Origin of the sequence: Ramlibacter sp. (genome assembly GCF_035706265.1) — a bacterium.
Lineage (GTDB): Bacteria > Pseudomonadota > Gammaproteobacteria > Burkholderiales > Burkholderiaceae_C > Ramlibacter.
The window spans coordinates 1-26,135 of the sequence record NZ_DASSVG010000455.1; the positions used below are offsets into that span (position 1 = coordinate 1).

Annotated in this window: 19 protein-coding genes; 11 read left to right on the forward strand and 8 right to left on the reverse strand. The window is 71.0% G+C overall.

Going from position 1 to position 26,135, the window contains the following annotated elements; all coding sequences use genetic code 11:
- Positions 1–368, reverse strand: a 368-nt coding sequence (locus VFM98_RS16345; protein ID WP_414709040.1) for a lactate/malate family dehydrogenase, incomplete at its 3' end; no start/stop codon positions are given.
- Positions 369–492: 124 nt separating this feature from the next.
- Between VFM98_RS16345 and VFM98_RS16350 the strand changes: the two genes are divergently transcribed.
- The 5 genes from VFM98_RS16350 (at position 493) to VFM98_RS16370 (ending at position 7,416) form a co-directional block, all read left to right on the forward strand.
- Positions 493–831: a hypothetical protein gene (locus VFM98_RS16350; protein WP_325110960.1), complete on the forward strand. Its 339-nt coding sequence runs from the start codon at positions 493–495 to the stop codon at positions 829–831.
- A gap of 87 nt (positions 832–918) precedes the next feature.
- Positions 919–2,199 (forward strand): TolC family protein, encoded by a 1,281-nt coding sequence (locus VFM98_RS16355; protein WP_325110961.1) that lies wholly within the window; start codon positions 919–921, stop codon positions 2,197–2,199.
- The gene (locus VFM98_RS16360; protein WP_325110962.1) at positions 2,196–3,806 is read left to right on the forward strand and encodes an efflux RND transporter periplasmic adaptor subunit; all 1,611 of its coding nucleotides are present in this window, start codon (positions 2,196–2,198) and stop codon (positions 3,804–3,806) included. The genes VFM98_RS16355 and VFM98_RS16360 overlap by 4 nt, the downstream gene beginning before the upstream one ends.
- 9 nt (positions 3,807–3,815) lie before the next feature.
- Positions 3,816–6,998 (forward strand): efflux RND transporter permease subunit, encoded by a 3,183-nt coding sequence (locus VFM98_RS16365; RefSeq protein ID WP_325110963.1) that lies wholly within the window; start codon positions 3,816–3,818, stop codon positions 6,996–6,998.
- A 115-nt stretch (positions 6,999–7,113) separates the two neighbouring features.
- Positions 7,114–7,416, forward strand: a complete 303-nt coding sequence (locus VFM98_RS16370; RefSeq protein WP_325110964.1) for a copper-binding protein — start codon at positions 7,114–7,116, stop codon at positions 7,414–7,416.
- 84 nt (positions 7,417–7,500) lie between these two features.
- On the opposite strand, the gene VFM98_RS16375 is transcribed toward VFM98_RS16370, so the two are convergent.
- Positions 7,501–9,069 carry an ABC1 kinase family protein gene (locus tag VFM98_RS16375; RefSeq protein WP_325110965.1) on the reverse strand — a complete coding sequence of 523 codons (1,569 nt, stop codon included), beginning with the start codon at positions 9,067–9,069 and terminating at the stop codon, positions 7,501–7,503.
- A gap of 6 nt (positions 9,070–9,075) precedes the next feature.
- A complete protein-coding gene (locus VFM98_RS16380; RefSeq protein WP_325110966.1) occupies positions 9,076–10,446 on the reverse strand; it encodes an MBL fold metallo-hydrolase in 1,371 nt (456 codons plus the stop codon).
- A 101-nt stretch (positions 10,447–10,547) separates the two neighbouring features.
- On the opposite strand from VFM98_RS16380, the gene VFM98_RS16385 reads away from it, so the two are divergent.
- Positions 10,548–10,886 (forward strand): four-helix bundle copper-binding protein, encoded by a 339-nt coding sequence (locus tag VFM98_RS16385; protein WP_325110967.1) that lies wholly within the window; start codon positions 10,548–10,550, stop codon positions 10,884–10,886.
- 139 nt (positions 10,887–11,025) lie between these two features.
- On the opposite strand, the gene glgP is transcribed toward VFM98_RS16385, so the two are convergent.
- Positions 11,026–12,720, reverse strand: a complete 1,695-nt coding sequence (gene glgP / locus VFM98_RS16390) for an alpha-glucan family phosphorylase (RefSeq protein ID WP_325110968.1) — start codon at positions 12,718–12,720, stop codon at positions 11,026–11,028.
- A gap of 98 nt (positions 12,721–12,818) precedes the next feature.
- On the opposite strand from glgP, the gene VFM98_RS16395 reads away from it, so the two are divergent.
- Both VFM98_RS16395 and VFM98_RS16400 read left to right on the forward strand, forming a co-directional pair.
- Positions 12,819–13,796 (forward strand): P1 family peptidase, encoded by a 978-nt coding sequence (locus tag VFM98_RS16395; protein WP_325110969.1) that lies wholly within the window; start codon positions 12,819–12,821, stop codon positions 13,794–13,796.
- Positions 13,793–15,118: a TAXI family TRAP transporter solute-binding subunit gene (locus VFM98_RS16400; protein ID WP_325110970.1), complete on the forward strand. Its 1,326-nt coding sequence runs from the start codon at positions 13,793–13,795 to the stop codon at positions 15,116–15,118. Before VFM98_RS16395 ends, VFM98_RS16400 begins: the two co-directional genes overlap by 4 nt.
- A gap of 136 nt (positions 15,119–15,254) precedes the next feature.
- On the opposite strand, the gene VFM98_RS16405 is transcribed toward VFM98_RS16400, so the two are convergent.
- The gene (locus VFM98_RS16405) at positions 15,255–16,091 is read right to left on the reverse strand and encodes a hypothetical protein (protein WP_325110971.1); all 837 of its coding nucleotides are present in this window, start codon (positions 16,089–16,091) and stop codon (positions 15,255–15,257) included.
- Positions 16,092–16,368: 277 nt separating this feature from the next.
- Between VFM98_RS16405 and VFM98_RS16410 the strand changes: the two genes are divergently transcribed.
- Positions 16,369–16,851, forward strand: coding sequence for an OsmC family protein (locus tag VFM98_RS16410; RefSeq protein WP_325110972.1), 483 nt, complete (start codon positions 16,369–16,371; stop codon positions 16,849–16,851).
- 15 nt (positions 16,852–16,866) lie between these two features.
- Here the strand turns inward: VFM98_RS16410 and VFM98_RS16415 are convergent, their stop codons facing one another.
- From VFM98_RS16415 to VFM98_RS16425, 3 genes are all read right to left on the reverse strand, one after another.
- Positions 16,867–18,978 carry a DUF1631 family protein gene (locus VFM98_RS16415; RefSeq protein WP_325110973.1) on the reverse strand — a complete coding sequence of 704 codons (2,112 nt, stop codon included), beginning with the start codon at positions 18,976–18,978 and terminating at the stop codon, positions 16,867–16,869.
- Positions 18,979–19,098: 120 nt separating this feature from the next.
- Positions 19,099–20,766 (reverse strand): energy-dependent translational throttle protein EttA, encoded by a 1,668-nt coding sequence (gene ettA, locus VFM98_RS16420; RefSeq protein WP_325110974.1) that lies wholly within the window; start codon positions 20,764–20,766, stop codon positions 19,099–19,101.
- A 77-nt stretch (positions 20,767–20,843) separates the two neighbouring features.
- Positions 20,844–23,117, reverse strand: coding sequence for a DUF1631 family protein (locus VFM98_RS16425; RefSeq protein WP_325110975.1), 2,274 nt, complete (start codon positions 23,115–23,117; stop codon positions 20,844–20,846).
- Between the two features lie 325 nt (positions 23,118–23,442).
- On the opposite strand from VFM98_RS16425, the gene VFM98_RS16430 reads away from it, so the two are divergent.
- Complete coding sequence (locus VFM98_RS16430; RefSeq protein ID WP_325110976.1) at positions 23,443–25,191, forward strand: DEAD/DEAH box helicase; 1,749 nt, start codon at positions 23,443–23,445, stop codon at positions 25,189–25,191.
- Positions 25,192–25,201: 10 nt separating this feature from the next.
- Positions 25,202–25,858, forward strand: coding sequence for an NAD(P)H-binding protein (locus VFM98_RS16435; RefSeq protein ID WP_325110977.1), 657 nt, complete (start codon positions 25,202–25,204; stop codon positions 25,856–25,858).
- Positions 25,859–26,135 lie beyond the last annotated feature (277 nt).

Consider the following 26,135-nt stretch of genomic DNA (forward strand, 5'->3'; position numbering starts at 1 on the left):
GGGTTGGTGGCGACGAGCAGCAGCCCTTGCGGATTGGCCCGCACCACCGCCTCGACGATGCCGCGCAGCACCTCCACGTTGCGCTGGACCAGGGCGGTGCGCGGCTCGCCCGGCTGCTGCGCGGCGCCGGCCGTGATCACCGTGAGCGCAGCGCCGGCCGTGGCGGCCAGGCCGCCCGCCGTCACGCGCACCGGGCGGTGGAAGGGCACGGCCTGGGCGATGTCCATGGCCTCGCCCTCGGCCCGGCCGAGGTCGGCATCGGCCACCACGATCTGCCGCACCAGCCCCGAAGCAGCGAGCGTGTAGGCGAAGGTGCTGCCCACGCGGCCGGCGCCGACCACGGCCACCTTGGTTGCGTCGTTCGTCATGCGGATCTCCCCTGCTGGCGAATGCGGATGCTAGGACGTCCGCCGGCGGCGCGGGGCCGCGCTTGACGGGTGTCAAGGGAAAGGGGCCGCGCCCGCTTATGATCGGGTGCAACCGGTCCCACCCATGTCCACGCTCCGCCAACGGCTTCCGCGCTTCGCAGCCCTCGTGCTGCTGGTGTGGCTGTTCGCCTCCGGCGTGGCCTTCGCGCACGCCTGCACCTCCAAGGTCGACCTCGGCTGCGAGGACTGCTGTGCCGAGATGAAGGCCATGGAAGCCTGGACCGAGCCCGTCGCGGTCAGCGTCCCGGCCGTGCAGGCGGACGCGGCGCTGCCGGCGCCGGTGGTGCTTGCCGTACTTGCCTGGGAGCCCGCCGCCGAGGCGGCCGGCTGGCCGGCCGACCCGCCCGACCGCGGCGGCGGTGGCGACGACATCACTATCTTCTTCCTGAGGCTGGCGCTGTAGCGCCTGGCGTGTCCGCACGCCCTGCGGCCGGCTGAAAGGCTGGCCGCCCCGCGGCCCGAGGCCGCATTCCGCCTCACGGAGATTGACATGGTTTCCCCCTGCAGCCGCTCCTGGCTGCGCGCGAGCTGCCTCGCCATCGCGCTGGCCTGGCCGGCCTGGGCCCCGGCGCAATCCGGCCCGCTCGGCGCCGACCTGCCCTCATTGCTGGACTACGCGCGCCAGCACAACCCCGAACTCGCCGCCATGCAGCACGAGGCGCAGGCCGCAGCCCAGCGCGTGCAGCCGGCCGGCGCCCTGCCCGATCCGGTGCTTCGGGTCGAGCTGATGAACGTGAACAACTTCGGCAACGACGCCGGCTTCAACCTGCTGCCGTCGAAGGTGGGCGAGACCAAGTACACGCTGATGCAGATGATCCCGGCGCCCGGCAAGCGCGACCTGCGCCGCGACGCCGCGGCGGCCGATGCGCGCCAGGCCGAGGCCCGCAGCGCCGCCACCTGGGCCGAACAGGCGATGAAGCTGCGCGCCGCCTTCGCGCAGTACTGGCTGGCGGCGCAGAACGAACGCATCACCGGCGAGCTGCTGGAGCTCGTCGTGCAACTCGAACAAGTGGCGCAGACGCGCTACGCGGGCGGCCTGGCGCCGCAGCAGGACGCGATCCGCGCCCAGCTCGAACAGACTGCCATTCGCAGCGAGCTGATCGCCGTGGCCAACGAGAAGCGGCAGCAGCAGGCGCGGCTCAACGCCCTGCTCGGACGCGCCGCCGGCGCCGGGCTGGCCGAGCCGCGCGCGCTGCCCGTCGTGGCCGCCGCCGCGCTCGAGCCGCAGGCGCTGGCCACGCGCGTACGCGAGCGCAACGCCGCCGTGCGCACCGAGGCCGCGCGCCTGCAGGCCGCCCAGGCCAACCGCGAACTCGCCCTGCGCAACCGCTATCCCGACTTCAACGTCGGCATCTCGCCCAGCCAGATGGGTTCGCGCCTGACCACCTGGGGCGTGATGGTGGAAGTGAACATCCCGCTGCAGCAGCGTGCGCGGCGGGCGCAGGAAAGCGAGGCCGCCGCGATGGTCGACGCGGCGCGCGCGCGGCTCGAAGCCGCCGCCACGCAGGCCGCCGCCGACCTGGACGAACAGCTCTCGGCGCTGGAGGCGGCGCGCCGCAACGAGACCCTGATCGCGACCCGCCAGCTGCCGCAGTCGGAGCTGGTGCTGCAGTCGGCCGTGGCCGCCTACGAGAACGGCAAGGTCGATTTCGCCACGTTGCTGGAAGCCCAGCGCCAGGCCCGCAAGGCGCGGCTGGACCTGCTGAAGACGCAGGCCGAGCAGCAGATGCGCATCGCGGAAATCGAACGCACCCTGGGAGAAGCGCTGTGAGGAACACGATCGTCATTCCCCTCGTCCTCGCCATGGCCGTGGCCGGCATCGCCGGCGGCCGCTGGTGGGAAGCGCGCCAGCAGGCAGGCGCCGGCGGCAGCGCGCAGGCGAGCGCAGCGGGGCCCGTGGCCTCCGGCCCGGCCCAGCGCAAGATCCTCTACTACCGCAATCCCATGGGGCTGCCCGACACCTCGCCCACGCCCAAGAAGGACCCGATGGGCATGGACTACATCGCGGTCTACGAAGGCGAGGACGCGGACCCGGGCACGGCCCCCGCCGGCCAGGTGCGCATCAGCGCCGACAAGGTGCAGAAGCTCGGCGTGCGGGTGGAGGCAGCGGCCATGCGGCCGCTGGCGCGCATCGTGCGCGCGAGCGGCCGGGTGGAGCCGGACGAGCGCCGCGTCGCCACCGTGACGGCCAAGTTCGAGGGCTACGTCGAACGGCTGCACGTCAACGCCACCGGCCAGCCGGTGGCGCGCGGGCAGGCGCTGTTCGAGGTCTACAGCCCCGAGCTGGTCTCGGCCCAGCGCGAATACGCGATCGCCGTGCAAGGCATGCGGGCCCTGGCCGGCGCCGGCAGCGACGCCGCCGCGGGCATGAAGCAGCTGGCCGAATCCAGCCTGGCGCGGCTGCGCAACTGGGACCTGCCGCCCGAGCAGGTGGAGGCGCTCGCGCGCAGCGGCGAAGCCCGCCGCACCGTCACCTTCCGCTCGCCGGTGGGCGGCATCGTCACCGAGAAGAAGGCCGTGCAGGGCATGCGCTTCATGCCCGGCGAGATGCTGTACCAGGTGACGGACCTCGGCGCCGTCTGGGTGATCGCCGACGTGTTCGAGCAGGACATCGCCGCCATGCGGCCCGGCGCCCGCGCCACGGTGCGCATCGACGCCTATCCCGAGCGCACGTTCCCCGGCACCGTCTCCTACATCTATCCCACGCTGAAGGCCGAGACCCGCACCGTGCCCGTGCGCATCGAGCTGCCCAACCCCGGCCACCTGCTCAAGCCGGCGATGTTCGCCCAGGTGGAACTGCCCTCCGGCGACCCGCGGCCGGTGCTCACGGTGCCCGATTCGGCCGTGATCGACAGCGGCACCCGCAGCGTGGTCCTGGTGCAGGCCGGCGAAGGCCGCTTCGACCCGCGCGAGGTGCGCCTCGGCGCCCGCGGCGACGCCTACGTGCAGGTGCTCGAAGGGGTGCGCGAAGGCGAGCAGGTGGTGGTGGCAGCCAACTTCCTGATCGATGCCGAAAGCAACCTGAAGGCGGCGGTGCATTCGCTCGGCGGCCACCAGGGGCACGGCACGCCGGCGCTCGGCGCCGACGGCGCCGCGCCCGCGGCCGCGGCCGCCGGCAAGTCCGCCGGCGCCGGCCACAAGGGCGAGGGCAGCGTCGATGCCATCGACGCGAAGGCCGGCACCGTCAGCCTCGAACATGGCCCGATCGCCTCGCTGAAGTGGCCCGCGATGACCATGGAGTTCAAGGTGGCCAACGAGGCGCTGCTGCGCGGCCTGAAGCCGGGGACGCAAGTCGCGTTCGAGTTCGTCGAGCGGCAGCCGGGCGAATGGGTGATCACCTCGATCGCGCCGGCCGCCGCGGCCCACGGGCACCGCTAGGAGCGCGCCATGCTGGCCAAGATCATCGCCTGGTCGGGACGCAATCCCTTCCTGGTCCTGCTCGCCACCCTGTTCGTGGTGCTGGCGGGCGTCTACGCGGTCGTGAAGACGCCGCTGGACGCCCTGCCCGATCTCTCCGACGTGCAGGTCATCGTCTACACCGAGTACCCCGGCCAGGCGCCGCAGGTTGTGGAGGACCAGGTCACCTATCCGCTCACCACCGCCATGCTGGCGGTGCCCAAGTCCAAGGTGGTGCGGGGCTTCTCCTTCTTCGGCGCTTCCTTCGTCTACGTGATCTTCGAGGACGGCACCGACATCTACTGGGCCCGCAGCCGGGTGCTGGAGTACCTGAACTTCGCCTCCGGCCGCATGCCCCGCGGCGTGGCGCCGCAGCTCGGGCCCGATGCCACCGGCGTGGGCTGGGTGTACCAGTACGTGGTGCTGGCCAAGGACCGCACGCTGGCGGAGCTGCGCAGCCTGCAGGACTGGTTCGTGCGCTACCAGCTCACCAAGGCGCACGGCGTCGCCGAGGTCGCCTCCATCGGCGGCTTCGTGCAGACCTACCAGGTGACGGTGGACCCGGCCAGGCTGCGCAGCTACGGCATCCCGCTGTCCAAGGTGACGCAGGTGATCCGCGACTCCAACCGCGACGTCGGCGGCCGGGTGGTGGAGATGGCCGAGACCGAGTACATGGTGCGCGGCAAGGGCTACCTGCGCGGGCCGGCCGACATCGAGCAGCTCGCGGTGAAGAGCGACGGCGGCACGCCGGTGCTGATCCGCGACATCGCGCGGGTGGAGCTCGCCCCGGACGAGCGCCGCGGCATCGCCGAACTCGATGGCGAGGGCGAGGTCGTCTCGGGCATCGCGATGGCGCGCTACGGCCAGAACGCGCTCGAGGTGATCGGCAACCTGAAGGAGAAGATCCGCGAGATCTCCTCCGGCCTGCCGGCGGGCGTGACGATCGAGGCGGTCTACGACCGCTCCGACCTGATCTACCGCGCGATCGACACGCTCAAGCGCACGCTGCTGGAGGAAAGCCTGATCGTGGCCGCCGTGTGCGTGGTGTTCCTGCTGCACGTGCGCTCGGCGCTGGTCGCCATCCTGATGCTGCCGGTGGGCGTGCTGGTCGCCTTCATCGCCATGCGCCTGCTGGGCATGAACTCCAACCTGATGAGCCTGGGCGGCATCGCGATCGCCATCGGCGCCATGGTGGACGCGGCGATCGTGATGATCGAGAACGCGCACAAGCACCTGGAGCGGCTGCCCGCGCAGCACACCAGGGCGCAGCGCGCGACGGCGATGCTGGAGGCCTGCAAGGAGGTGGGGCCGGCCCTGTTCTTCTCGCTGCTGATCATCACCGTCTCCTTCCTGCCCGTCTTCACGCTGGAATCGCAGGAAGGCCGCATGTTCTCGCCGCTCGCCTACACCAAGACCTTCTCGATGGCCGGCGCGGCGCTGCTGTCGGTGACGCTGGTGCCGGTGCTGATGATGCTGTTCATCCGCGGGCGCATCATGCCGGAAGCGCGCAACCCGGTGAACCGGTTCCTGATCTGGTGCTACCGGCCGATCATCGCCGCCGTGATGCGGTGGAAGAAGGCGACCCTCCTGGCCGCCCTGCTGGTGCTGGCCGCCACGCTGTGGCCGGCGATGCGACTCGGCACCGAGTTCATGCCCACGCTCAACGAAGGCACGCTGCTGTACATGCCGGCCTCGCTGCCCGGCATGTCGATCACCAAGGCCGGCGAGCTGCTGCAGACGCAGGACAAGATCATCAAGAGCTTCCCCGAGGTGGCCTCGGTGTACGGCAAGGCCGGCCGCGCCGCCACCGCCACCGACCCGGCGCCGGTGGAGATGTTCGAGACGGTGATCAACCTCAAGCCCGAATCCCAGTGGCGGCCCGGCATGACCACCGACAAGCTGATCGCCGAACTGGACAAGGCGCTGCAGTTCCCCGGCCTCTCCAACGCCTGGACCATGCCGATCAAGGCCCGCCTGGACATGCTCTCCACCGGCATCCGCACGCCGATCGGCATCAAGGTGTTCGGCAAGGACCTGGCGGAGATGGAGAAGCTGGCCAAGCAGATCGAGGCGGTGGTGAAGACGGTGCCGGGCACGACCTCCGCCTTCGCCGAACGCATCACCGGCGGCTCCTACCTCGACATCGAGCCGGACCGCGCGCAGCTGGCGCGCTACGGCCTCTCGGTGGGCGAACTGATGGAGGTGATCGGCACCGCGCTGGGCGGCGACATGGTCACCACCACGGTGGAAGGGCGCGAGCGCTACGGCGTCACCGTGCGCTATCCGCGCGAGCTGCGCTCCACGCCGCAGCGCATCGAGCGCGAGGTGCTGGTGCCGACGATGGACGGCCGCAACATGGTGCCGCTGGGGCAGGTGGCGCGCGTGCAGGTGGTGCGCGGCACGCCCGGCATCCGCACCGAGAACGCGCTGCTGTCCGCCTACATCTTCGTCGACATCCGCGACCGCGACATCGGCTCCTACGTGGCCGAGGCGCGCAAGGCGGTGGCGGACCAGGTGAAGTTCCCGCCCGGTTACTACGCCACCTGGAGCGGCCAGTTCGAGTACATGGAGCGGGCCATCGAGCGCATGAAGATCGTGGTGCCGATCACGCTGCTCACCATCTTCGTGCTGCTGTACCTGAACTTCCGCCGCCTCACCGAGACGCTGATCGTGATGCTCTCGGTGCCGTTCGCGCTGGTGGGCGGCGTGTGGCTGATGTGGGCGCTGGGCTACAACCTGTCGGTGGCCGTGGCCGTGGGCTTCATCGCGCTGGCGGGGGTGGCGGCGGAGACCGGCGTCGTGATGCTGATCTACCTGGACCACGCCTGGAACACGGTGCGCGAGCGCTGCGCCGTGGAGGCGCGCAGCCCGCGGGTGGCGGACCTGTATGCGGCCATCATGGAGGGCGCGGTGGAGCGCGTGCGGCCCAAGATGATGACCGTGGTGGCCATCATGGCCGGCCTGCTGCCGATCCTGTGGGGCAGCGGCACCGGCTCCGAGGTGATGAGCCGCATCGCGGCGCCGATGGTCGGCGGCATGATCTCCTCCACCGTGCTGACCCTGGTGGTGATCCCCGCCCTGTATGGGCTGGTCAAGGAGTGGGAGCTGCGGCGGCAGCAGCGCCGGGCGCAAGCCGTCGTGCAGCCATCGGCGCTCGCCGCCGCGGCGGAATGAAGCCGCTGGCGGGCCGGATGGAACCGATGGCGGACAATCCAATCCATCCCAGGTCGGCGCCGGCGCGGCGCCGTCCGTCGAGTACGCAACGCAAGAACCGAGAGAGGGGCAAGCAATGAACCATCGAATCCGTATCCTGGCCGCCGCCACCCTGGCGCTGGCTGCCGTTTCCGGCGCCTGGGCCGCCGGCGAGGCGGCGCTCACGGCCGGTGAAGTGCGCAAGGTCGATGCGGCCGGCGGCAAGGTCACGATCAAGCACGAGCGCATCGCGAACCTGGACATGGACGCCATGACCATGGTGTTCCGCGCCACCAGGCCGGAGCAGCTCAAGAGCCTGAAGGCCGGCGACAAGGTGCGCTTCCACGCCGAGTCCGACAAGGGCGCGCTGGTCGTCACGCACATCGAGCCCGCCAAGTAGGCTCGCGCTGGAGCGCTAGCGAAAGCCCGGCGCTGCGCGAAGCGCTGGGGTTCATGCGCGCCTGCGGCGCGGTCCACCACCAGCCTACTTCCGCACGCAAGACCAGGTGAGCAGCCCCGCGAAGGCGAAGCCCACCGTCGGCAGCAGCGGCAGGCCCATCGCTTCGGCGCCGCCCGGGTGCTGCACCAGCAGCCAGGCCGACGCCATGTAGAGGCCCAGCGCCGTCACCGCGGCGGCGAGGCGCCGCGAGGGGTCGTGGCGCGGGCGGGCGTGCTCGTCGCGCCAGGCCCGGGCCTCGAAGCCCTGCGCCAGCTCGCGCAGCTCGTGCACCATGCGCCCGAGGTTGCGCGGCCCCTGGCGCGCCAGCAGCAGCGACTCGAACTTGAGGCGGTCCACCGGCACCACGGCGTTGGCCTTCTCCGCCTCGCGCATCACGGCGCCGGCGCGCGTGAACAGGCCCTGCACCAGGTTGAACCCGGGGTCGAGCCGGCGCACGTTGGCTTCCATCAGGAACATCGCGCGCATCAGCACGAGCAGGTGGTGCGGCATGCGCATGCTGTGGCCGTGGCCCATGCGCGTGACGCGCAGGAAGACCTCGGCGAAGGACCACTCGCCCAGCGGACGGCGCGCGTAGTCGCGGATGATCTCCTCCTGCCCGATGCGCAGGTCCTGGCGGTCGATGTGGCCGGCCAGCACGCCGAGGTCCAGGAAGGCGTCCAGCACCCAATCCGCATCCTGCTGCGCGAAGGCGAGCATGAAGGCGACCAGGTTCAGCCGCGTGCCGCGGTCCAGGAAGCCGACCAGGCCGAAATCGTGCAGGCAGATGCGTCCGTCCTCGCACACCAGCAGGTTGCCGGGATGCGGATCGGCGTGGAACACGCCTTCGTGGAAGAACATCCACAGGTAGGCCTCCACCAGCGCGCGGGCCAGCCGCGGGCCTTGCGCGGCCAGCGCGGGGTCGTCGATGCGGCGGCCCGGCACCATCTCCTGCACCATCACCCACCCGGTGCAGAGGCCGTCGATCACCGCCGGCACCCGGATCTCGGGCGAGCCGCGGAAGATCTCGCCGAAGCGCTTGGTGTTGATCGCCTCCTGGCGGAAGTCGATCTCGCGCACCAGGTTGCGCGCCAGTTCGTCGACCAGCTCGAAGGGACGCAGCCGGCGCGCCGAGGGGATCAGCCACAGCACGCTGCGCAGGAACCAGCGCAGGATGCGGATGTCCTGCTCCATCGTGCGGCGGATGCCGGGCCGGCGCACCTTGACCACCACCGCGCGGCCGTCGGGCATCGTCGCGTGGTGCACCTGCGCGATCGAGCCGGCGGCAAAGGGCTGCGCCTCGAAGGACGCGAACACGCGCCCGATCGGACCCAGCGAGCGCTCCACCTCGCGGCGCGCCAGCGCGGCATCGAAAGGCTCCACGTGGTCCTGCAGCCGCTGCAGCTCGTGCACGTAGTCGTCGGGCAGGAACTCGCGGTGCAGGCTCACGCCCTGCCCCAGCTTCACGAAGGTGGTGCCGAGCCGTTCCAGCAGGCAGGCCAGGCGCCGCGCCGGCGACTCGTGCGTGCGCAGCACACCCACCTGGACCAGGATCCACCACAACAGCTGGCCCCAGAGGGCCAGGTTGATCCGCAGCAGCCGGCCGGCGATGTGCATCGCGCCTCAGCCTTCCGCCAGCGCCAGCGGCACCGACTGCAGGTGCTCCGCCACCGTGCAGGGCCAGCGATGGCGCTCCTCGATGGCGAGCCGCAGCCGGTCGGCCGCCAGCGGCTCTCCATGGGTGAGGAACACGCGCCGCGGGGCGCGCGGCAGCCGCCCGGCCCAGCGCAGCAACTCCTCGCGGTCGGCATGCGCGGAGAGGGACCCGAGGCTCACCACCTCGGCCCGCACCGGCACGTAGCCGCCGTGGATCTTGATCTCGTGCGCGCCCGCCGCCAGCGCCGCGCCGCGGGTGCCCGCCGCCTGGTAGCCCGCCAGCAGGATGGTGTTGCGGCGGTCCGGCGCGAAGGCCTTGAGATGGTGCACCACCCGCCCGCCGGTGGCCATGCCGCTCGCCGACACGATCACGGCCGGAAAGCGCAGGTCGTTGAGCTGCTGCGATTCCTCCACGGTGTTGATCACGCGCGCGGAGCGGCACATCAGCTCGCATTGCCGCGCGTCCAGCCGGTGCTCGTCGCGGTAGCGGTGGTAGATCTCCGTCACGTCGGCCGCCATCGGGCTGTTCAGGAACACCGGCAGGTCGGGGATGCGGCGGGCCTCCTTGAGTTGCGCCAGCAGGTACAGCAGCGCCTGCGCACGCCCGACGGCGAAGGCAGGCACGATCACGACACCGCCGCGCGCTGCCGTGCGCCGGACGGTCTCGGCCAGCACGGCGGCCACGTCCTCCGCCGGATGCAGCCGGTCACCGTAGGTCGATTCGAGCACCAGCCAGTCGGCGGCGGTCGGCGCGGCCGGCGGCGGCATCACGAGGTCGTGGTCGCGCCCGAGGTCGCCCGAGAACAGCACCGAGCCGCCTTTCCAGGCCACGTGCACGCTGGCCGCGCCGAGGATGTGGCCGGCGGGACTGAAGCGCATGGTGAGGCCCGGCACCGGCTCGAAAGCCTCGCCGAAAGGCCGGGCCCGCAGCAGCCGCAGCGCCGCGCGCGCATCCTGCTCGGTGTAGAGCGGCAGCGCCGGATGGTGCTTGGAGAAGCCGTGCCGGTTGGCGTAGAAGGCGTCCTCTTCCTGCAGGTGGCCGGAGTCGGGCAGCAGCAGGCGGGCGAGTTCGACGCTGGCATGCGTGGTGAACACGTTGCCCCGGAAGCCCTGTTTGGCCAGCGCCGGCAGGTAGCCGCTGTGGTCGATGTGGGCGTGGGTCAGCAGCACGGCATCGATGTCGCGCGCGGGCAGCGGCAGCAGGTCCCAGTTGCGCAGCCGCAGCTGCTTCAGGCCCTGGAACAGGCCGCAGTCCACCAGCACGCGCCGGCCCTCGTGCTCGAGCAGGTACCTGGAGCCGGTCACGGTGCCGGCCGCTCCGAGAAAGCTCAGTCGCATGGTGTCCTCTCCTCGACAGATTGCGCGTGGCACGAACCGGCCGGATTGACCCTCGTCAACGAGGCTGCAGGCGTAGACTGGCGCGCAGCAAGGAGACCGCCATGTCGCACGAGAAGTACGAGGAGTACCAGGACTGCATCGCCGCCTGCCATGCCTGCGTCGTCGCCTGCAACCACTGCGCGGCCTGCTGCCTGCAGGAAGCGCACGTGGAGCAGATGGTGCGCTGCATCGCGCTGGACAGCGACTGCGCGCAGATCTGCCAGCTCGCCATCTCCTTCATGGCCGGCGGCAGCGACCACGTGGCTGCGGTCTGCCGGCTGTGCGCGGACATCTGCGAAGTGTGCGGCGACGAGTGCGCCGAGCACGACATGGACCATTGCCAGCAGTGCGCCGAGGCGTGCCGCAGGTGCGCGGCGGCTTGCCGCGCCGTGGCGGGGTGAAGAAATCGCTGGGCTTCGGCGCTATCGCGCGCTCAGCACCAGCCCACGCAAACTCCGCAACTGCTCGCCTCTCGCAGGCTGGTGCTGAGCGCCTTGCCGCGGCGAGAGCCGCGGCAAGGCCCGAAGCCCAGCGCTTACGTCACCCCCAATACGCCTCCGACGCATACCGCCGGATCATCCGGTGGCTGTTGAAATACGAGCCATTCCGCGCGATGGCCGACTTCATGATCATCGACCACGCCGGCCCCTGCTCGTAGAACGTGGGCAGCACCGTCTGCTCCAGCTTTTCGTACAGCGAAGCCGCATGCCGGTGGGCATCCTGCTCGCCGGTGTCGGTACCGATGGCCCAGCCGGTGATGCCTTCCTCCCAGCCTTCGATCCACCAGCCATCCAGCACGCTGAGGCTGGGCACGCCATTGAGCGCGGCCTTCATGCCGCTGGTGCCCGAGGCCTCCAGCGGCGGCTGCGGCGTGTTGAGCCACAGGTCCACGCCCGCCACCATGCGGCGCGCAACCTCCAGCCGGTAGTCGGGCACGAACACCACCGGGATGGTGCCGGCGAGTTCGCGCGCCCACAGGTGCAGTTGCTCGATGTGGCGGTGGCCGGGCTGGTCGTGCGGGTGCGCCTTGCCCGCCACGATGACCTGGAAGGGAAAGCGGCGCGCGATCGCGCGCAGGCGTTCGAGGTCGGAGAACAGCAGGCCGGGCCGCTTGTAGTCCGTCATCCGGCGCGCGAAGCCGATGGTGAAGTGCATCGGGTCGAGCCGCGCGCCGCCCTCCAGCCCCGCCACCGAATCCAGCAGCGACTGCTTGGCCTGGTTGTGCGCCGACGCGATCTCCTCCTGCGGGATGCGCAGCGCGCGCACCAGCAGCTCGGGCTCGTGCACCCACTGCGGGATGTAGCGGTCGTACAGGGCCTGGAACGCCTCCGAGGTCCAGCGCTGCGCGTGCACGCCGTTGGTGATGGCGTGCACCTCGTAGCCGGGGAACAGGGCGCGCGAGGTCTCCGCGTGGCGGCCCGCGACGCCGTTCACCCAGCCGCAGGTGGCGAGCGCCAGCCGCGTCATGTTCAGCCGCTCCGGGCCGCCCAGCGAACGCAGGATGCGCGGATCGACCAGGCCGCCCAGCCACTGTTCGGCCAGCGGGTAGGCATAGCGGTCATGCCCCGCTTCCACCGGCGTGTGGGTGGTGAACACGCAATGGCGGCGCACGTCCTGGATCGCTTCGTCGAGCAGCGGTCCGCTCGCCTCGGCGGCGCCGAGCTCGCGCAGCAACTCCAGCGTCAGCAGCGCCGAGTGGCCTTCGTTGAGGTGGTACTTCTGCACCCGCAGGCCCAGGGTGCGCAGCATGCGCACGCCGCCCACGCCGAGCACGATCTCCTGCCGCAGCCGGTACGTCGTGTCGCCGCCGTACAGCCAGTGCGTGAGCGTGCGGTCTTCCTCGTTGTTCTCCGGCAGGTCGGTATCGAGCAGGATCACCGGTACGCCCATCTGCGCGCGCCGCGCCGAGGGCACGTCGTACTGCCAGGCGCCGAGCCACACGTCGCGGCTGCCCACACGCACCACCACCTTGTACGGCAGGCGCCGGCAGCGCAGGGCGGGATCCCAGTGCTCCGGCCGCTCGACCTGGGCGCCGTCCTGGATCTCCTGCCGGAAGTAGCCCGCGCGGCTGGCGAGCGTAACGCCCACCATCGGCACGCCGAGGTCGGCGGCGCTGCGCATCATGTCCCCCGCGAGAACGCCGAGGCCGCCGCTGTAGGTGGGAATGCCCTCCTCGAGGGCGATCTCCATCGAGAAGTAGGCGATGACCGGTAGAGTTGTTCGTGTCGGGCCCATCCCGCGGATGGTAGTTCGGATGACCGCGCAAGGGATCGGGCGTTGCGCGGATGCCGCTGCCCGCGGCCGAGCTGGAACGCGGCCACCATAATCCCGCCATGACTTCCTCCATCACGGACGTGGCGGGCATCGAGGTCGGCCACTGCACCGACGCGCGCCGCCCCACGGGCTGCACGGTGGTGCTGGCGCGCGGCAGTGCCGTGGCCGGCGTCGACGTGCGCGGCGCCGCCCCCGGCACCCGCGAGACCGACCTGCTGCAGCCGGCCAACACCGTGGAGCGCGTGCACGCGGTGCTGCTCTCCGGCGGCAGCGCCTGGGGCCTGGACGCCGCCAGCGGCGTGATGCGCTGGCTGGACGAACAGGGCATCGGCCTGGCCGTCGGCCCCGCGCGCGTGCCCATCGTGCCCGCGGCCGTGCTGTTCGACCTGCCGCTGGGCGACCATCGCATCCGGCCGGACGCCGCCGCCGGCTATGCCGCCTGCCAGGCCGCGTCGCGCCAGCCGCCGGTAGAAGGCAACGTGGGTGCCGGTGCGGGCGCCGTGGTGGGCAAGGTGTTCGGCCTGCAGCGCGGCATGAAGGGCGGCATCGGCTCGGCCTCGGTGACCGTCGACGGCGTCACCGTCGGCGCGATCGTGGCCGTGAATGCGCTCGGCGACGTGGTCGATCCCGACACCGGCCGGCTGCTGGCCGGCGCGCGCAGCGCCGACGGCACGCAGCTGCTCGACACGCGGCGCGCCCTGCTGCGCGGCGAGCTGGCGCAGTCGGTGCTGGCCGGCACCAACACCACCATCGGCGTGATCGCCACCGACGCCGTGGTCACCAAGGCGCAGGCCGCGCGGCTCGCGACCGCCGGGCACGACGGGCTGGCGCGCACCATCAACCCGGCGCACACGCTGTTCGACGGCGACACGCTGTTCGCCCTCGGCACCGGCGCGAGCGGCCGCAGCCCCGGCATGATGACGCTGGCCACCATGGCGGCCGAGGCCTGCGCGCTCGCGGTGCTGCGGGCCGTGCGTGCCGCGCGCGGCATCCGCGTCGGCGACCTGCAGCTGCCCGCGTGCGGCGAGCTCGGATGAGGCCGGTGCGGATCTTGCGCCACACGCTGCTGTCCCTGCGCGACCTGCTGATCTCGGCCGGTCCGGTGGCGCTGCTCGCGGTCGGACTGCTGGTGCTGTCGTACTGGTGGCTGGACCCCAACCCGCCCAAGAAGGTCACGCTGGCCACCGGCCCGGCGCAAAGCGCCTACGAGGAATTCGGCAAGCGCTACCAGAAGGCGCTCAAGGCCTATGGCATCGACGTGGTGCTGGTGTCCAGCGACGGCTCGCCCAGCAACCTGCGGCTGCTGCGCGGCGGCAAGGCGGACCTCGGCTTCGTGCAGGGCGGCGGCAGCGAGCGCAGCGCCACGGAGGAAAGCGGCATCGTCTCGCTGGGCAGCCTGTTCCTCGAGCCGGTGTGGCTGTTCTACCGGGAGGATTCCGTCAAGGAGATCCCCGGCGGCACGCTCGCGTCGCTCACGCAGCTGAAGGAGCTGCGGGTCAACATCGGCTCCCGCGGCAGCGGCGCGCCCAACCTGATGCGGCGGCTGCTGGAAGCCAACCGGCTCGATCCGTCGCGGCTCAAGCTCACCCGGCTGGACCAGACGGCGGCCACCATGGGCCTGCTCGATGGGCAACTGGATGCGATCGTGTTCGCCTCCGCGCCCGAGTCGCTGATGGTGCAGATGCTGCTGCAGACGCCGGGTGTGAAGCTGATGGACTTCGCGCAGAGCGACGCCTATTCGCGCCGCTTCCCCTTCCTGACCCCGGTGGTGCTGCCGCGCGGCATCGTCGACCTCGCCAAGGACCTGCCGCCGCAGGACATCCGGCTGGTGTCGACCACCACCTCGCTGCTGGCGCGCGAGGGCACGCATCCGGCGCTGCTGCAGCTGTTCGCGCAGGCGGCGCGCGACCTGCACAGCCCCGCCGGCTGGTTCAACCGCGCCGGCAGCTTCCCCAACACGGAGCACAGCGAATACCCGGTGTCGAGCGAGGCGGAGCGCGCCTACCGCTCCGGCAAGCCCTTCCTGCAACGCTGGCTGCCCTTCTGGCTGGCCAACCTGGTGGAGCGCATGTGGCTGGTGCTGGGCATCATCATCGCGGTGCTGCTGCCGCTGTCGCGGATCGTCCCGCCGCTGTACCAGTTCCGCATCCGCTCGCGCGTGTTCCGCTGGTACGGCCAGCTGCGCGACCTGGAGAACCGCTTGCACGCGGAGCCGCAGCAGGCGGGCGAAGTGGTGCGCGAACTCGACGAACTCGACGAGCGCGTGGGCCGCATCAGCGTGCCGCTGTCGTATGCCGACGAGCTCTACGCGCTGCGCAACAACATCGACGTGGTGCGCAGGAAGGCGGCGGGGCTGTAGGGGTCAAAAACCAAACAGCCGGACGCAAAGGACGCGAAAGATACGCAAAGGACGCAAAAGAAATCCTCGGGGTTTTCTTTGCGTCCTTTGCGGAACCTTTGCGTTCTTTGCGTCCGGCTGTTGCTGCAGTTCGTCCTCAGTCGCCGCGCCCGAACGCCGCGGTCATCATGCCCGGATTCGCCATCCGGCCGCGCAGTTGCGCCAGCTGCGCATCCAGCTCCGCCGCTTCGCGCGCACCGATGCGCGCGTTCGCGATGTGCCGCCGCGTCTCGATCGGCAGCTTCTTGGTGTTGCGGCCGTTCCAGGCCGCCCGGCCCTTGGACGACAGGTTGTAGTAGATCGACACGCCCTCGCGCAGCTTCAGCGCGTACTGCTCGGGCGAGAGCTTCAGGCCGGAGATGCGCTTCGCGCTCCACTTGGCCGCGTCCTTCAGGTGCACGGCCAGCGCGTGCACGGCCTGCACCGGATCGGTGGGGTCCGTCAGGCCGACGGCCTTGGCGGTGGCCGGCTCGAACTGCGCGATGCCGAGGTTGGGCGTGCCGTCCTTGCTCGCGCCCATGCGCGGGATCCAGGACGTTTCGGCGTTGATGATGCCGTACACGTCGCGGTAGCTCAGCCCCACTTCCGACAGGCCGGCGTGTTGCGCGGCGGCCTTGGCCAGCAGCAGGCGCGAAGGCACGTCGGGCGTCTTCAGGGCCTGGCCCGCGTAGCGCACCGGCAGCCACTTGAGGCGCGCACGGAGCTGGTCGTAATAGCTGGGCTTGACCGAGGCGAACGTGGTGGCGGGAGCGGCCGCCACCTGCACGGCCTGGGCCGCAGCGGGCGCTTCGGCGACCTTCCCGGCGTGCGACCGCTGAGCCAGGGTGTCCGACACAGGTGCGGGCGAGCTGCCCACCGACGCCGTGAGCCCCACGCTCACCAGGCCGGCCAGCATCGCGACGGAAACAGCTCCCGCAGTAACGCGCTCTTTCATTCCCTGGTCCCCTGCTCGAAAGTTGCAAACAAGACTTACAGACGGACCGTGTCGGAGAAAGTTCGGACGGGGGCGGGGTGACGTCCTACAGGGGCCCTAATTGTGAAAAACTCATGCGCTGAGGGGGTGCGGCGGCCGTTCCTGCTGCTGAGGCAAGGGGCTGCGCGAACCATGCAAGCGGGCGCGGAGCGCTGTTGTTTTCCGCGCCACGCCTCAGTGGTAGCTCGTGCGTTTTCGGGTGAACGGCTACTACCATGCGCTTATGCAAGGAGCCGCCATGTCCCCTTATGGTTGCATCGTGGAATGGTCCCGCGGAGAGGCGCCGTTCACCGACGGCCAGTACAGCCGCGCGCACGCGTGGCGCTTCGACGGCGGCGCGGTGGTGCGTGCATCGAGCTCGCCGCATGCGGTGCGCGTGCCCTGGTCGGATCCGCAAGGGGTGGACCCGGAGGAGGCGCTGGTCGCCGCCGCCTCCAGCTGCCACATGCTGTGGTTCCTGTCGCTGGCCGCCGAACAGGGCTATGTGGTGGACAACTACAGCGACGCCGCGGAGGCGCAGATGGGGCCGATCGGCTTCGGCCGCCAGGGCATCCTGAAGATCCTGCTGCATCCGCAGGTCACCTTCTCGGGCGCGCGCACTCCCGACGATGGGGCGGTGCGGCAGTTGCACGAGGTGGCGCACGAGCGCTGCTACATCGCCAATTCGCTGCGCAGCGAGATCCGCGTCGAGGGCGGCTGGCGCATGGCCGACGCTTCCTAGCGATGGCCCGCCAGCTCAGAGGCTGTTGCGCCACGCCGCGCGGGCCACGGCGTCGAGGGCGCCCTCCACCACCGGGTGCGCGGACACCAGGCGCACGGCGCCTTGCGCCAGCATGTGATCGAGCTTGCGGCGCGTCATCGAACGCGTGGCGCCGGCGGCGTTGGTGAACATGAACAGCAGGCCGTGCGGGCTGGCCCACGTGAGCTGCCAGCGCTCCCAGTCCTCGCCCAGCAAATCCACGAAGGAACCGACCGCGAGATCCTGCACCGGCAGCGCGTCGGGCTCCGCCGCAGTGGCCGCCGGCGCCGCCGGCGGGTCGGGCACGTAGCCGGATTCGTGCATTTCCAGCGGCGCCAGCCAGGTGCTGACGCGCTCCGGCCCGCGCGGCTCGGCGACCCGCGACGCGCTGCCCGTGGCGGCCGACAGCGCGAGTTCGCGCAAGGCCCCCAGCAGGGTCACCCAGCGCTGCGTGTCGGCAGGCAGGTAGTCGATGCTCGCGAGCCCTTCGCGGATGCGCTGCAGCACCTGCGGGTGCTGGTGCGCCACGCGTCCCACCAGCGCGGGCTGCACGCTCCACAGCACCGTCTTCACCACCCAGCCGAAGCCGCCCGGATCCTCCTGTGCCGCCAGGTTGGTCAGCCGCGCCTGGGCCAGCACCTGGGCCCAGGGCCCGGTGAGGAAGGCCAGCGCCTCCGCCGGCGCGCCCTGCGCTTCCTCGCGGCGCAGGATCTCGCGGCCCATGCGCTCGGCCAGCAGGTTGCGCTGCTCCGCGCGCATCAGCGCACGGACCGCCCGTTCGCGGTTGCGGCGCCCGCGCGGCTGCGCCTCGTCCCAGGCCTCCTGCAGCGCCAGCAGTGCGATCTCGAACGCCTCGGGGCCGCTCGCGCGTGCCTCCAGCAGGGCGTCGGTGGCCTGCTGGAGGGCGTCCATGAAGGCGGGAAAGCCCGCCTCGTGCGGCGAGCTCCAGGCCAGGCTGCGCTGGGTGATCTCCTCCAGCAACTGGCGCGCCGGATGCGAGCGGTCGCTGAAGAAGCGCGGGTCGGCCAGCGCCAGCCGCAGCAGCGGCGGCTCCAGCTCGCGCACCACGGTGCGCACGCCGGGCAGCAGCCGCGGATCGGCCACCAGGTTCTCCACCATCAGGTGGACGACTTCGAGCCCCAGCTCCTGCGCGGGCTGGCGGGCCTGCTGGCGCAGCGCCTCGCGGAAGGCAGCGAGGCTGTCGCGCTCGCGCCCCGGCATGGCGGCCTGGCGCTGCCGCAGCTGCAGCATCAGCTGGTCGACCTTGCGCAGGTCCTGCACCATCTGCAGGGCGGCGGGAACGGTGTGCGAGAACTCGGTCTCGGCGAACACCGCGGCGCCGCCTTGCGCCGCCCCGCCCGCCTCCGCCTCGCCGGCCGCTGCCGCCTCGCCGGCCGCTGCCGCCTCGCCCGCCATCAGCTTGCGCAGCTCGCGGATCGTGAGCTGGGTGGCGCGGTCCAGGTCGTCCTGCGTCACCGCCTGCTGCGGCCGCTGCGCGGCTTCCTCCGGCTGCAGGCGCTGCGCCATCTGCGCGTAGGTGCGCGCGAGTTCCGGCGCCATCAGCAGCGGCAGGTGCCGCAGCCAGCGCCGCCGCACCGCGGGCGAGACGGGGCTCTGGCGCGCCAGCCGGTAGATGCTGCGCACGTACACCTCGGGCCGCAGCGGATGGCGCTGGGCGCCGCCCACCGGCGTGAGCTGCGCCGCCGCCAGCGTGTGCTCCAGTTCCAGCAGCTGCGGCCGCACGGCCTGCTCCAGCGCGCCGCAGGCGCGCACCAGGTCCGCGTTGTCCTGCAGCTGCTCGTCGCCGAGCAGGGCCAGCGATTCGAAGCTGAGGGGCGAGCCGCGGTCGCCGGCGATGGCGTGGGCGAACTCGGTCAGCAGCGCCTGCGGGAAATCCTCGACGAGGGTGTGCTGGCGCTCGCGCAGCACGTCCAGGGCTTCATGGAGCAAGCCGCGTTCGACCACGTCACCGAGGGCCGCGGCGGCCTGCGGCAGCTCGCGCAGCGCGCGCGCGAGCGTCGAGCGCATCAACTCCGCCCCCTGGACGGCGGCGTCCTTGATGCAGGCCCGGTAGAGCGCCTGGAACTGCGGCTGCTGTGTGCCGCGCATCGCGGCGGGCCCTCCTCGTCGTTGTTCCGGACCCCGCCGCGGCGGGGGTGGCGTCCCGGTCCCGCCTGGGCGGGGAGGCACGGGGGACGAGGATGAAGCCGCAGCCGCGGCGTCAGCTCGTCATTTCAGAGCTTTATAGCGCACCCGGTGCGGCCTTGCACCTTCCTCGCCCAGGCGCTTCTTCTTGTCGGCCTCGTATTCCTGGTAGTTGCCGTCGAAGAACACCCACTTGCCCTCGTCCTCCGCGGCCAGGATGTGGGTGGCGATGCGGTCCAGGAACCAGCGGTCGTGGCTGATCACCATCACGCTGCCGGCGAATTCCAGCAGGGCGTCTTCCAGCGCGCGCAGCGTTTCCACGTCCAGGTCGTTGGAGGGTTCGTCCAGCAGCAGCACGTTGGCGCCCTGCATCAGCGTCTTGGCCAGGTGCAGCCGGCCACGCTCGCCGCCGGACAGCGTGCCGACCTTCTTCTGCTGGTCGCCGCCGTTGAAGTTGAAGCGGCCGCAGTAGGCGCGGCTGGCCATCTGGAACTTGCCGACGGTGATGATGTCGAGGCCGCCGGAGACGTCCTCCCACACGGTCTTGTCGTTGGCCAGCGCGTCGCGGCTCTGGTCGACGAAGGCGAGCTTGACGGTCTTGCCGATCTTCACCTCGCCCGCATCCGGCTGCTCGCGCCCGGCGATCATCTTGAACAGCGTGGACTTGCCCGCGCCGTTGGGGCCGATGATGCCGACGATGGCACCGGCGGGGACCTTGAAGCTCAGGTTGTCGATCAGCTGGCGGTCGCCGAAGCCCTTGGAGACGTTGACGAACTCGATCACCTCGTGGCCCAGGCGTTCGGCCACCGGGATGAAGATCTCGTTGGTCTCGTTGCGCTTCTGGTATTCGACGTCGGACAGTTCCTCGAAGCGCGCCAGGCGCGCCTTGCTCTTGGACTGGCGGCCCTTGGCGTTCTTGCGCACCCACTCCAGCTCGCGCTTCATGGCCTTGGCGTGCGCTTCCTCGCCCTTCTGCTCCGCCTCCAGGCGCGCTTCCTTCTGCTCCAGCCAGGTGGAGTAGTTGCCCTTCCACGGGATGCCCACGCCGCGGTCCAGTTCCAGGATCCACTCGGCGGCGTTGTCCAGGAAGTAGCGGTCGTGCGTGACGCCCACCACCGTGCCGGGGAAGCGGCTGAGGAACTGCTCCAGCCACTCCACCGATTCGGCATCGAGGTGGTTGGTGGGTTCGTCCAGCAGCAGCATGTCGGGCTTGGACAGCAGCAGGCGGCACAGCGCCACCCGGCGCTTCTCGCCGCCGGAGAGGTTCTGGATCACCGCGTCCCAGGGCGGCAGGCGCAGGGCGTCGGCGGCGATCTCGAGCTGGTGCTCGTGGTCGCTCTCGGCGCCGGCGGCGGCGATGATCGCCTCCAGCTTCTGCTGCTCCTCGGACAGGGCGTCGAAGTCGGCGTCGGGTTCGGCGTAGGCGGCATAGACCTCTTCCAGCCGCTTCTTGGCATCCATCACCTCGCTCATGCCGCCCTCGACCGCCTGGCGCACGGTCTCCTCGGGATTGAGCTGCGGCTCCTGCGGCAGGTAGCCGATCTTGAGGCCCGGCATGGGCACGGCCTCGCCTTCGATCTCCTTGTCGAGGCCGGCCATGATCTTCAGCAGCGTCGACTTGCCCGAGCCGTTCAGGCCCAGCACGCCGATCTTGGCACCGGGGAAGAAGCTGAGGGAGATGTCTTTCAGGATCTGCCGCTTCGGCGGCACGATCTTGCCGACGCGGTTCATGGTGTAGACGTACTGGGCCATAGTTCTGTTCTGCGGGAAACCATCGATTATCCCGCATCACGAAATCCGGCACGTCGCGTCCGGGAGTTCGGCCTGCTTCAGCCCTGCGGCGGGCGCTCGACGCTGTGCTTCAACGCCGCCTGGGCGACCTGGTCGAGGGCCTCGTCGACCACCGGGCGATCGGCCACCACCCGCAGCTGGCCGTTGCTGCGCAGCTTGTCCATCGTGCGGCGCGACATGGAGTGCGCGGCGCCGCCGAGGGAGGTGAACATGAACAGCGTCGCATGCGGGCTGCACCAGGTGAGCTGCGCGCGCACCCAGTCGCCCTTGATCCGGATCTCCACCCAGGCGCCGATGCGCAGGTCCTCGGGCCCCGCCACCGCCGCTTCGGCCACCGCCTCGGGCGCCCGGCCGGCCAGCGGGCGCACGCGCGCCGTGTCCTGCTCCGCCCGCAGCTGCTCCTGGCGCGGCGCCTCGGGCGAGGCCACGTAGCCCGGATCGAGGTCGGCTTCCTCCTCGATGAAGCCGGACTCCTGCGCCTCTTCGTCGTCCAGCCAGAGCTGCGCATCCTCCTCGGCGCCTTCGGGGAACTGGGAGGGCTCGGCCCAGGCGGCGTCGGCCGCGGCCTGGATGGTGTGGTCCCGGCCTTCCTGCACCGCGGCGCGGTGCAGCGTGATCAGGTGGTCGAAGAAGCGCTGGGTCAGCTCCGGCGGATAGCCGATGCGCCCCAGGCCCTCGCGCAGCCGCTGCAGCAGCCCCGGGATCATCTGCACCAGGCGGCGGGCGCGACCGCGCTGGGCGGTGGTCTTCTGCACGCTCCAGATCAGGTCGTCGACCATCGCCCGGTAGCCGTAGGGATCGGAGGAGCCGTCGTCGCAACTGAGCTGCGCCTCGGCCACCACCTGCGCCCACGCATTGCGCAGGAAGTCGCGGATGAAATCGGCGACGTCCAGGTCGTCCAGGCTGGCGGTGAATTCGGCCGCCAGCTTCTGCGCCAGCAGGTTGCGCTGTTCCGCGTGCAGCAGCGCGCGCGCCGCTTCCTCGCGCTTCTGGCGCGCGCCCTGGTCCTGCTCGGTCCACTGGGCCTGCAGTTCGTCCAGCATCTCGCCGAAGGTGTCGGCGTCCATCACCTTGCTCTCCAGCCAGCGGCCGACCTTCTGCAGCGAGTCGACGAAGCGGGCCCAGGCCGGATCCTCCTCGGAGGCAAAGGCCAGGCTGCGCTGCACGATGCGATCGAGCAGCTGGCGCGCCGGGTGGTTGCGGTCGCTGAAGAAGCGCGAGTCTTCCTTGGTGAGGCGCTGCACCGCGGGCTCGAGGGCCTTCAGGTGGTGCTTGAGCGAGGGCAGCAGCCGCCGGTCGTCCAGCAGGTTGTCGAACATGAGGCGGACGACCTCTTCGCCCAGCTGCTGGCCGATGCGTGCCGGGGGCGCGGGCTCCTTGCCCACCTCGGCCAGCATGTCCACCGGCTGCTCCGCCGCCGGCGCCGGCTTGCTGCGCTGTTCCAGCCGCTTGACCAGTTCGTCGGTTTTCTTCAGGTCCTGCAGCAGCGCCATGGAGGCCGGCAGGGTGTGCAGGAATTCCGCCTTGCGCGGCTGGTCGAAGTCGCCTGCCAGCAGCTTGCGCAGGCGGTCGAGCGTCAGCAGCGTCTTGGCCACCGTCTCCGTCACCGGCGCACCGCTGGCGCCCGTGCTCTTGTTGATGCGCCCGCCGATCGGCACGGCCGGCTCGACCCCGGTGGAGCGCAGCCAGTGCGCCAGTTCGCGGTAGAGCTTGCGCAGCTGCACGCCCAGCAGGCCGGCCGCCGGCGTGATCAGCGCCTCGCGGGTGCTCGCCTCGCGCACGTGCTCGGCCAGCGTGTGCTGCAGGGCGCGCACGAAGACCTCGGGCCGCAGCGGATTGAGCCCGGGCTGGATGGTGCGCCAGCCGAGCATCGTGCTGATCAGGGCGTCCAGCGCCGGCAGCGTGTCGTCCACCGACAGGGCGACTTCCTGCTGGGCGCGCGCGATCTCGATGCTCTGGTCGAGCTCGTCGTCCTCGAACAGTTGCAGGTCCTGGAAGCGCAGCACCTCGGTGGCGGTCTGGTCCTTGCCGCCGCCCTCGTACACCAGCCGCGTGAGTTCGTCGATGAAGGTCTTCTTCACCGCCGGCGCCCGGGCCCGCAGCTCCTGGATGGCCGCCTTCACGGGCAGCGCCTGCAGCGCCAGCAGGCGTTGCGCGCCGGTGGCGCTGGTGCCCAGCTCCAGGCCTTGCAGCACCTGGGCGACCAGGGGCTCCGCCTGTTGCAGCATGGCCCCCAGGCAGTCGCTCAGGGACGGCTGCAGGGCGGTGGGATCGTCGGAGACGCCCAGCCGGAGCTTCATTGTCTTGGCCATGTGTGGGATTGCCCGCGGTGCTCATCCGGATTATGGGTGAGCAGGGGGCGCGCGCCAATTTCCAGCCGGACCGGTGACGGTTTGAAACCGATGCGCGGTGCGCCGGCGCAACGCCGGTGCCGAGCACGCCGCCGCCATCCATGCGACAATACGTCCTTCTCGCGGCTCCCCAGTTGCCCGCGAGCTCAGCGTTTCGCTGGGGACGAGGCAGGCTCCGACGCCTGCCGGCTCCCGCCCCCTAGACCTCATCTGCCTTGACTGGATCCGGCCCGCGCGGCCCGGAACGGCCGATGCCCCAGCGCCGGGAATGGCGCTTTGTTGTCCAATGAATTTTGACGAACTGAATCTTGCTCCCGCCATCCTCAAGGCTGTCCACGAGCAAGGCTACGAAACTCCCACTCCCATCCAGGCCCAGGCCATTCCCGCCGTGCTGGCGGGCCACGACCTGCTGGCCGGCGCCCAGACCGGCACCGGCAAGACGGCCGCCTTCACCCTGCCCATGCTGCACAAGCTGAGCAAGGGCCAGGGCAAGACCAACAAGTTCGGCAAGGACGGCATCGCCGCCCTGGTGCTCACGCCCACGCGTGAACTCGCCGCGCAGGTCGAAGAGTCCGTCCGGACCTACGGCAAGTACCTGCCGCTCACCTCCACGGTGATCTTCGGCGGTGTGGGCATGAACCCGCAGATCGACCGCATCCGCGCCGGCGTCGACATCCTCGTCGCCACGCCGGGCCGCCTGCTCGACCTGCAACAGCAGGGCCACCTGGACCTGTCCACCGTCGAGATCCTGGTGCTGGACGAAGCCGACCGCATGCTCGACATGGGCTTCATCCACGACGTGAAGAAGGTGCTGGCCCTGGTGCCGAAGGAAAAGCAGAGCCTGCTGTTCTCCGCCACCTTCAGCGACGAGATCGTGGAGCTGGCCAACGGCCTGCTGCGCGAGCCGCAGCGCATCCAGGTGACGCCGCGCAACACCACCGTGCAGCGCATCACGCAGGTGGTGCATCCGGTCGGCCGCAACCGCAAGAAGGAACTGCTGGCCCACGTGATCCAGGAGCACGACTGGTCGCAGGTGCTGGTGTTCACCCGCACCAAGTTCGGCGCCAACCACGTGGCCGACTTCCTCGCCAAGAAGGGCATCACCGCGATGGCCCTGCACGGCAACAAGAGCCAGACCGCGCGCACCCAGGCGCTGGCCGGCTTCAAGAGCGGCGAGATCCGCGCCCTGGTGGCCACCGACATCGCCGCCCGCGGCATCGACATCGACGACCTGCCGCACGTGGTGAACTACGAGATCCCCAACGTGCCGGAAGACTACGTGCACCGCATCGGCCGCACCGGCCGGGCCGGCCGCGAAGGCCAGGCCGTGTCGCTGGTCTGCCTGGACGAGGAAGGCTTCATGCAGGAGATCGAGCGCTTCACCAAGCAGGACATCCCGGTGCAAGTGGTCGAGGGCTTCGGTCCCGAGGCAGGCGAGCAGGCCGAGCCGATCGCCATGGGCCGCCAGGTGCTGTGGGGCGGCAAGGGCCGTCCGCCCTCGCGCGAGGTGATGAACGCCGCGGCCAAGGCGGCGCGCAGCGAGATGATGCAGCGCATCCGCGAGAACAAGGACAAGCAGGGCCAGGGCGGCGGCGGCCGTTCCGCGCGCAACGGCAACGGCGCTTCCGCCGGTGGCCAGCCGGCCCGCAACGCCAACGGCGGTTCCGCCAATGGCCAGTCGGCCCGCAACGGCAACGGCAATGGCCGCACCAAGCCGCAACAGCCTCAGGGCGGCCCCGCACGCAGCGCGAAGCCCGCCGACGGCGCGCGCAACGGCAACCGCCAGAACGGCCACAACGGCCAGAACGGCAACGGCCAGCGCGCCGCGCGCGACGAGGACCGCGACGACCGCATGCCGCGCAACGTGGACCCGCTGCGCACCAACCTGCCCGGCCGCCGCGACATGACCGGCGTGAAGCGGGTCAGCGCCGGCGGCCAGCCGGACCCGACGCGCACCAGCATCGACAGCATGGCGGCCGGCGAACGCCGCAACCGCGGCCGCGGCGGCAATCCCGCCCGCAACTTCGGCCGCTGAGCCAGCAGCCATGAGCGCGCCCGCCAGCCGTCGCGTGCTGCTCGCGGGCGCCACCGGGCTGGTCGGGCGGGAACTCCTGCGCGGCCTGCTGGCCGACGACACGGTCGCGGCGGTCCATGCGCTGGTCCGCCGCCCGCCCGGGGTGCAACACCCCAGGCTGACGGTCCACACCGTCGACTTCGCGGCGCTGCCGCCGCTGCCCACCCTCGATGAAGCCTACCTCGCGCTCGGCACCACCATCAAGGCGGCCGGCAGCGAGGCAGCCTTCCGCGCGGTCGATTTCGATGCCAATCTCGCCGCCGCCTGCGCCGCGCAGGTGGCCGGCGCGCGCCGCATCGGCCTCGTGAGTGCGATGGGCGCCGATGCCCGCTCGCGCATCTTCTACAGCCGCGTGAAAGGCGAGCTGGAGGAGGCGCTGGCGGGGCTCGGCTTCGAAGGCCTCGTCATCGCCCGCCCTTCCCTGCTGGTGGGCGACCGCGCGGCGCTGGGCCAGCCCGAACGCCGCGGCGAGAAGATCGGCGAGCAGGTCGGCCGCTGGCTCAAGCCCCTCGTGCCCGCGAACTACCGCCCGATCACCGCGGCGCAGGTCGCGGGTGCGCTGCTGCGCGCGGTGCCCACCGCGCGCGGGCAGCAGGTGCTCCTTTCAGGGCAGATGCAGGCTTCGTAGAAGGCTGGCGCTGACCGCGCGCGAAGCGCGCCGGAAGCCCAGCGCTCGCGGCGCTCGCGCATCGCTGGGCTTTCGCTTCGCTCCAGCGCCAGCCTACCTGCGGCGCTCCAGGGCCAGCTACCTGCGGCGCTCCAGCGCCAGCCCGCCGCGCCAGTCTGCAAACATTCCACTTCCATCGCTGCGCGGGTTTTCCCGCGCCGACCTGCACGCGCGGGTGCATTGCTGATGACGCGCCATTTTTTCCATGCTACAAGGTGCGTCGCTCTTGATCATCCGC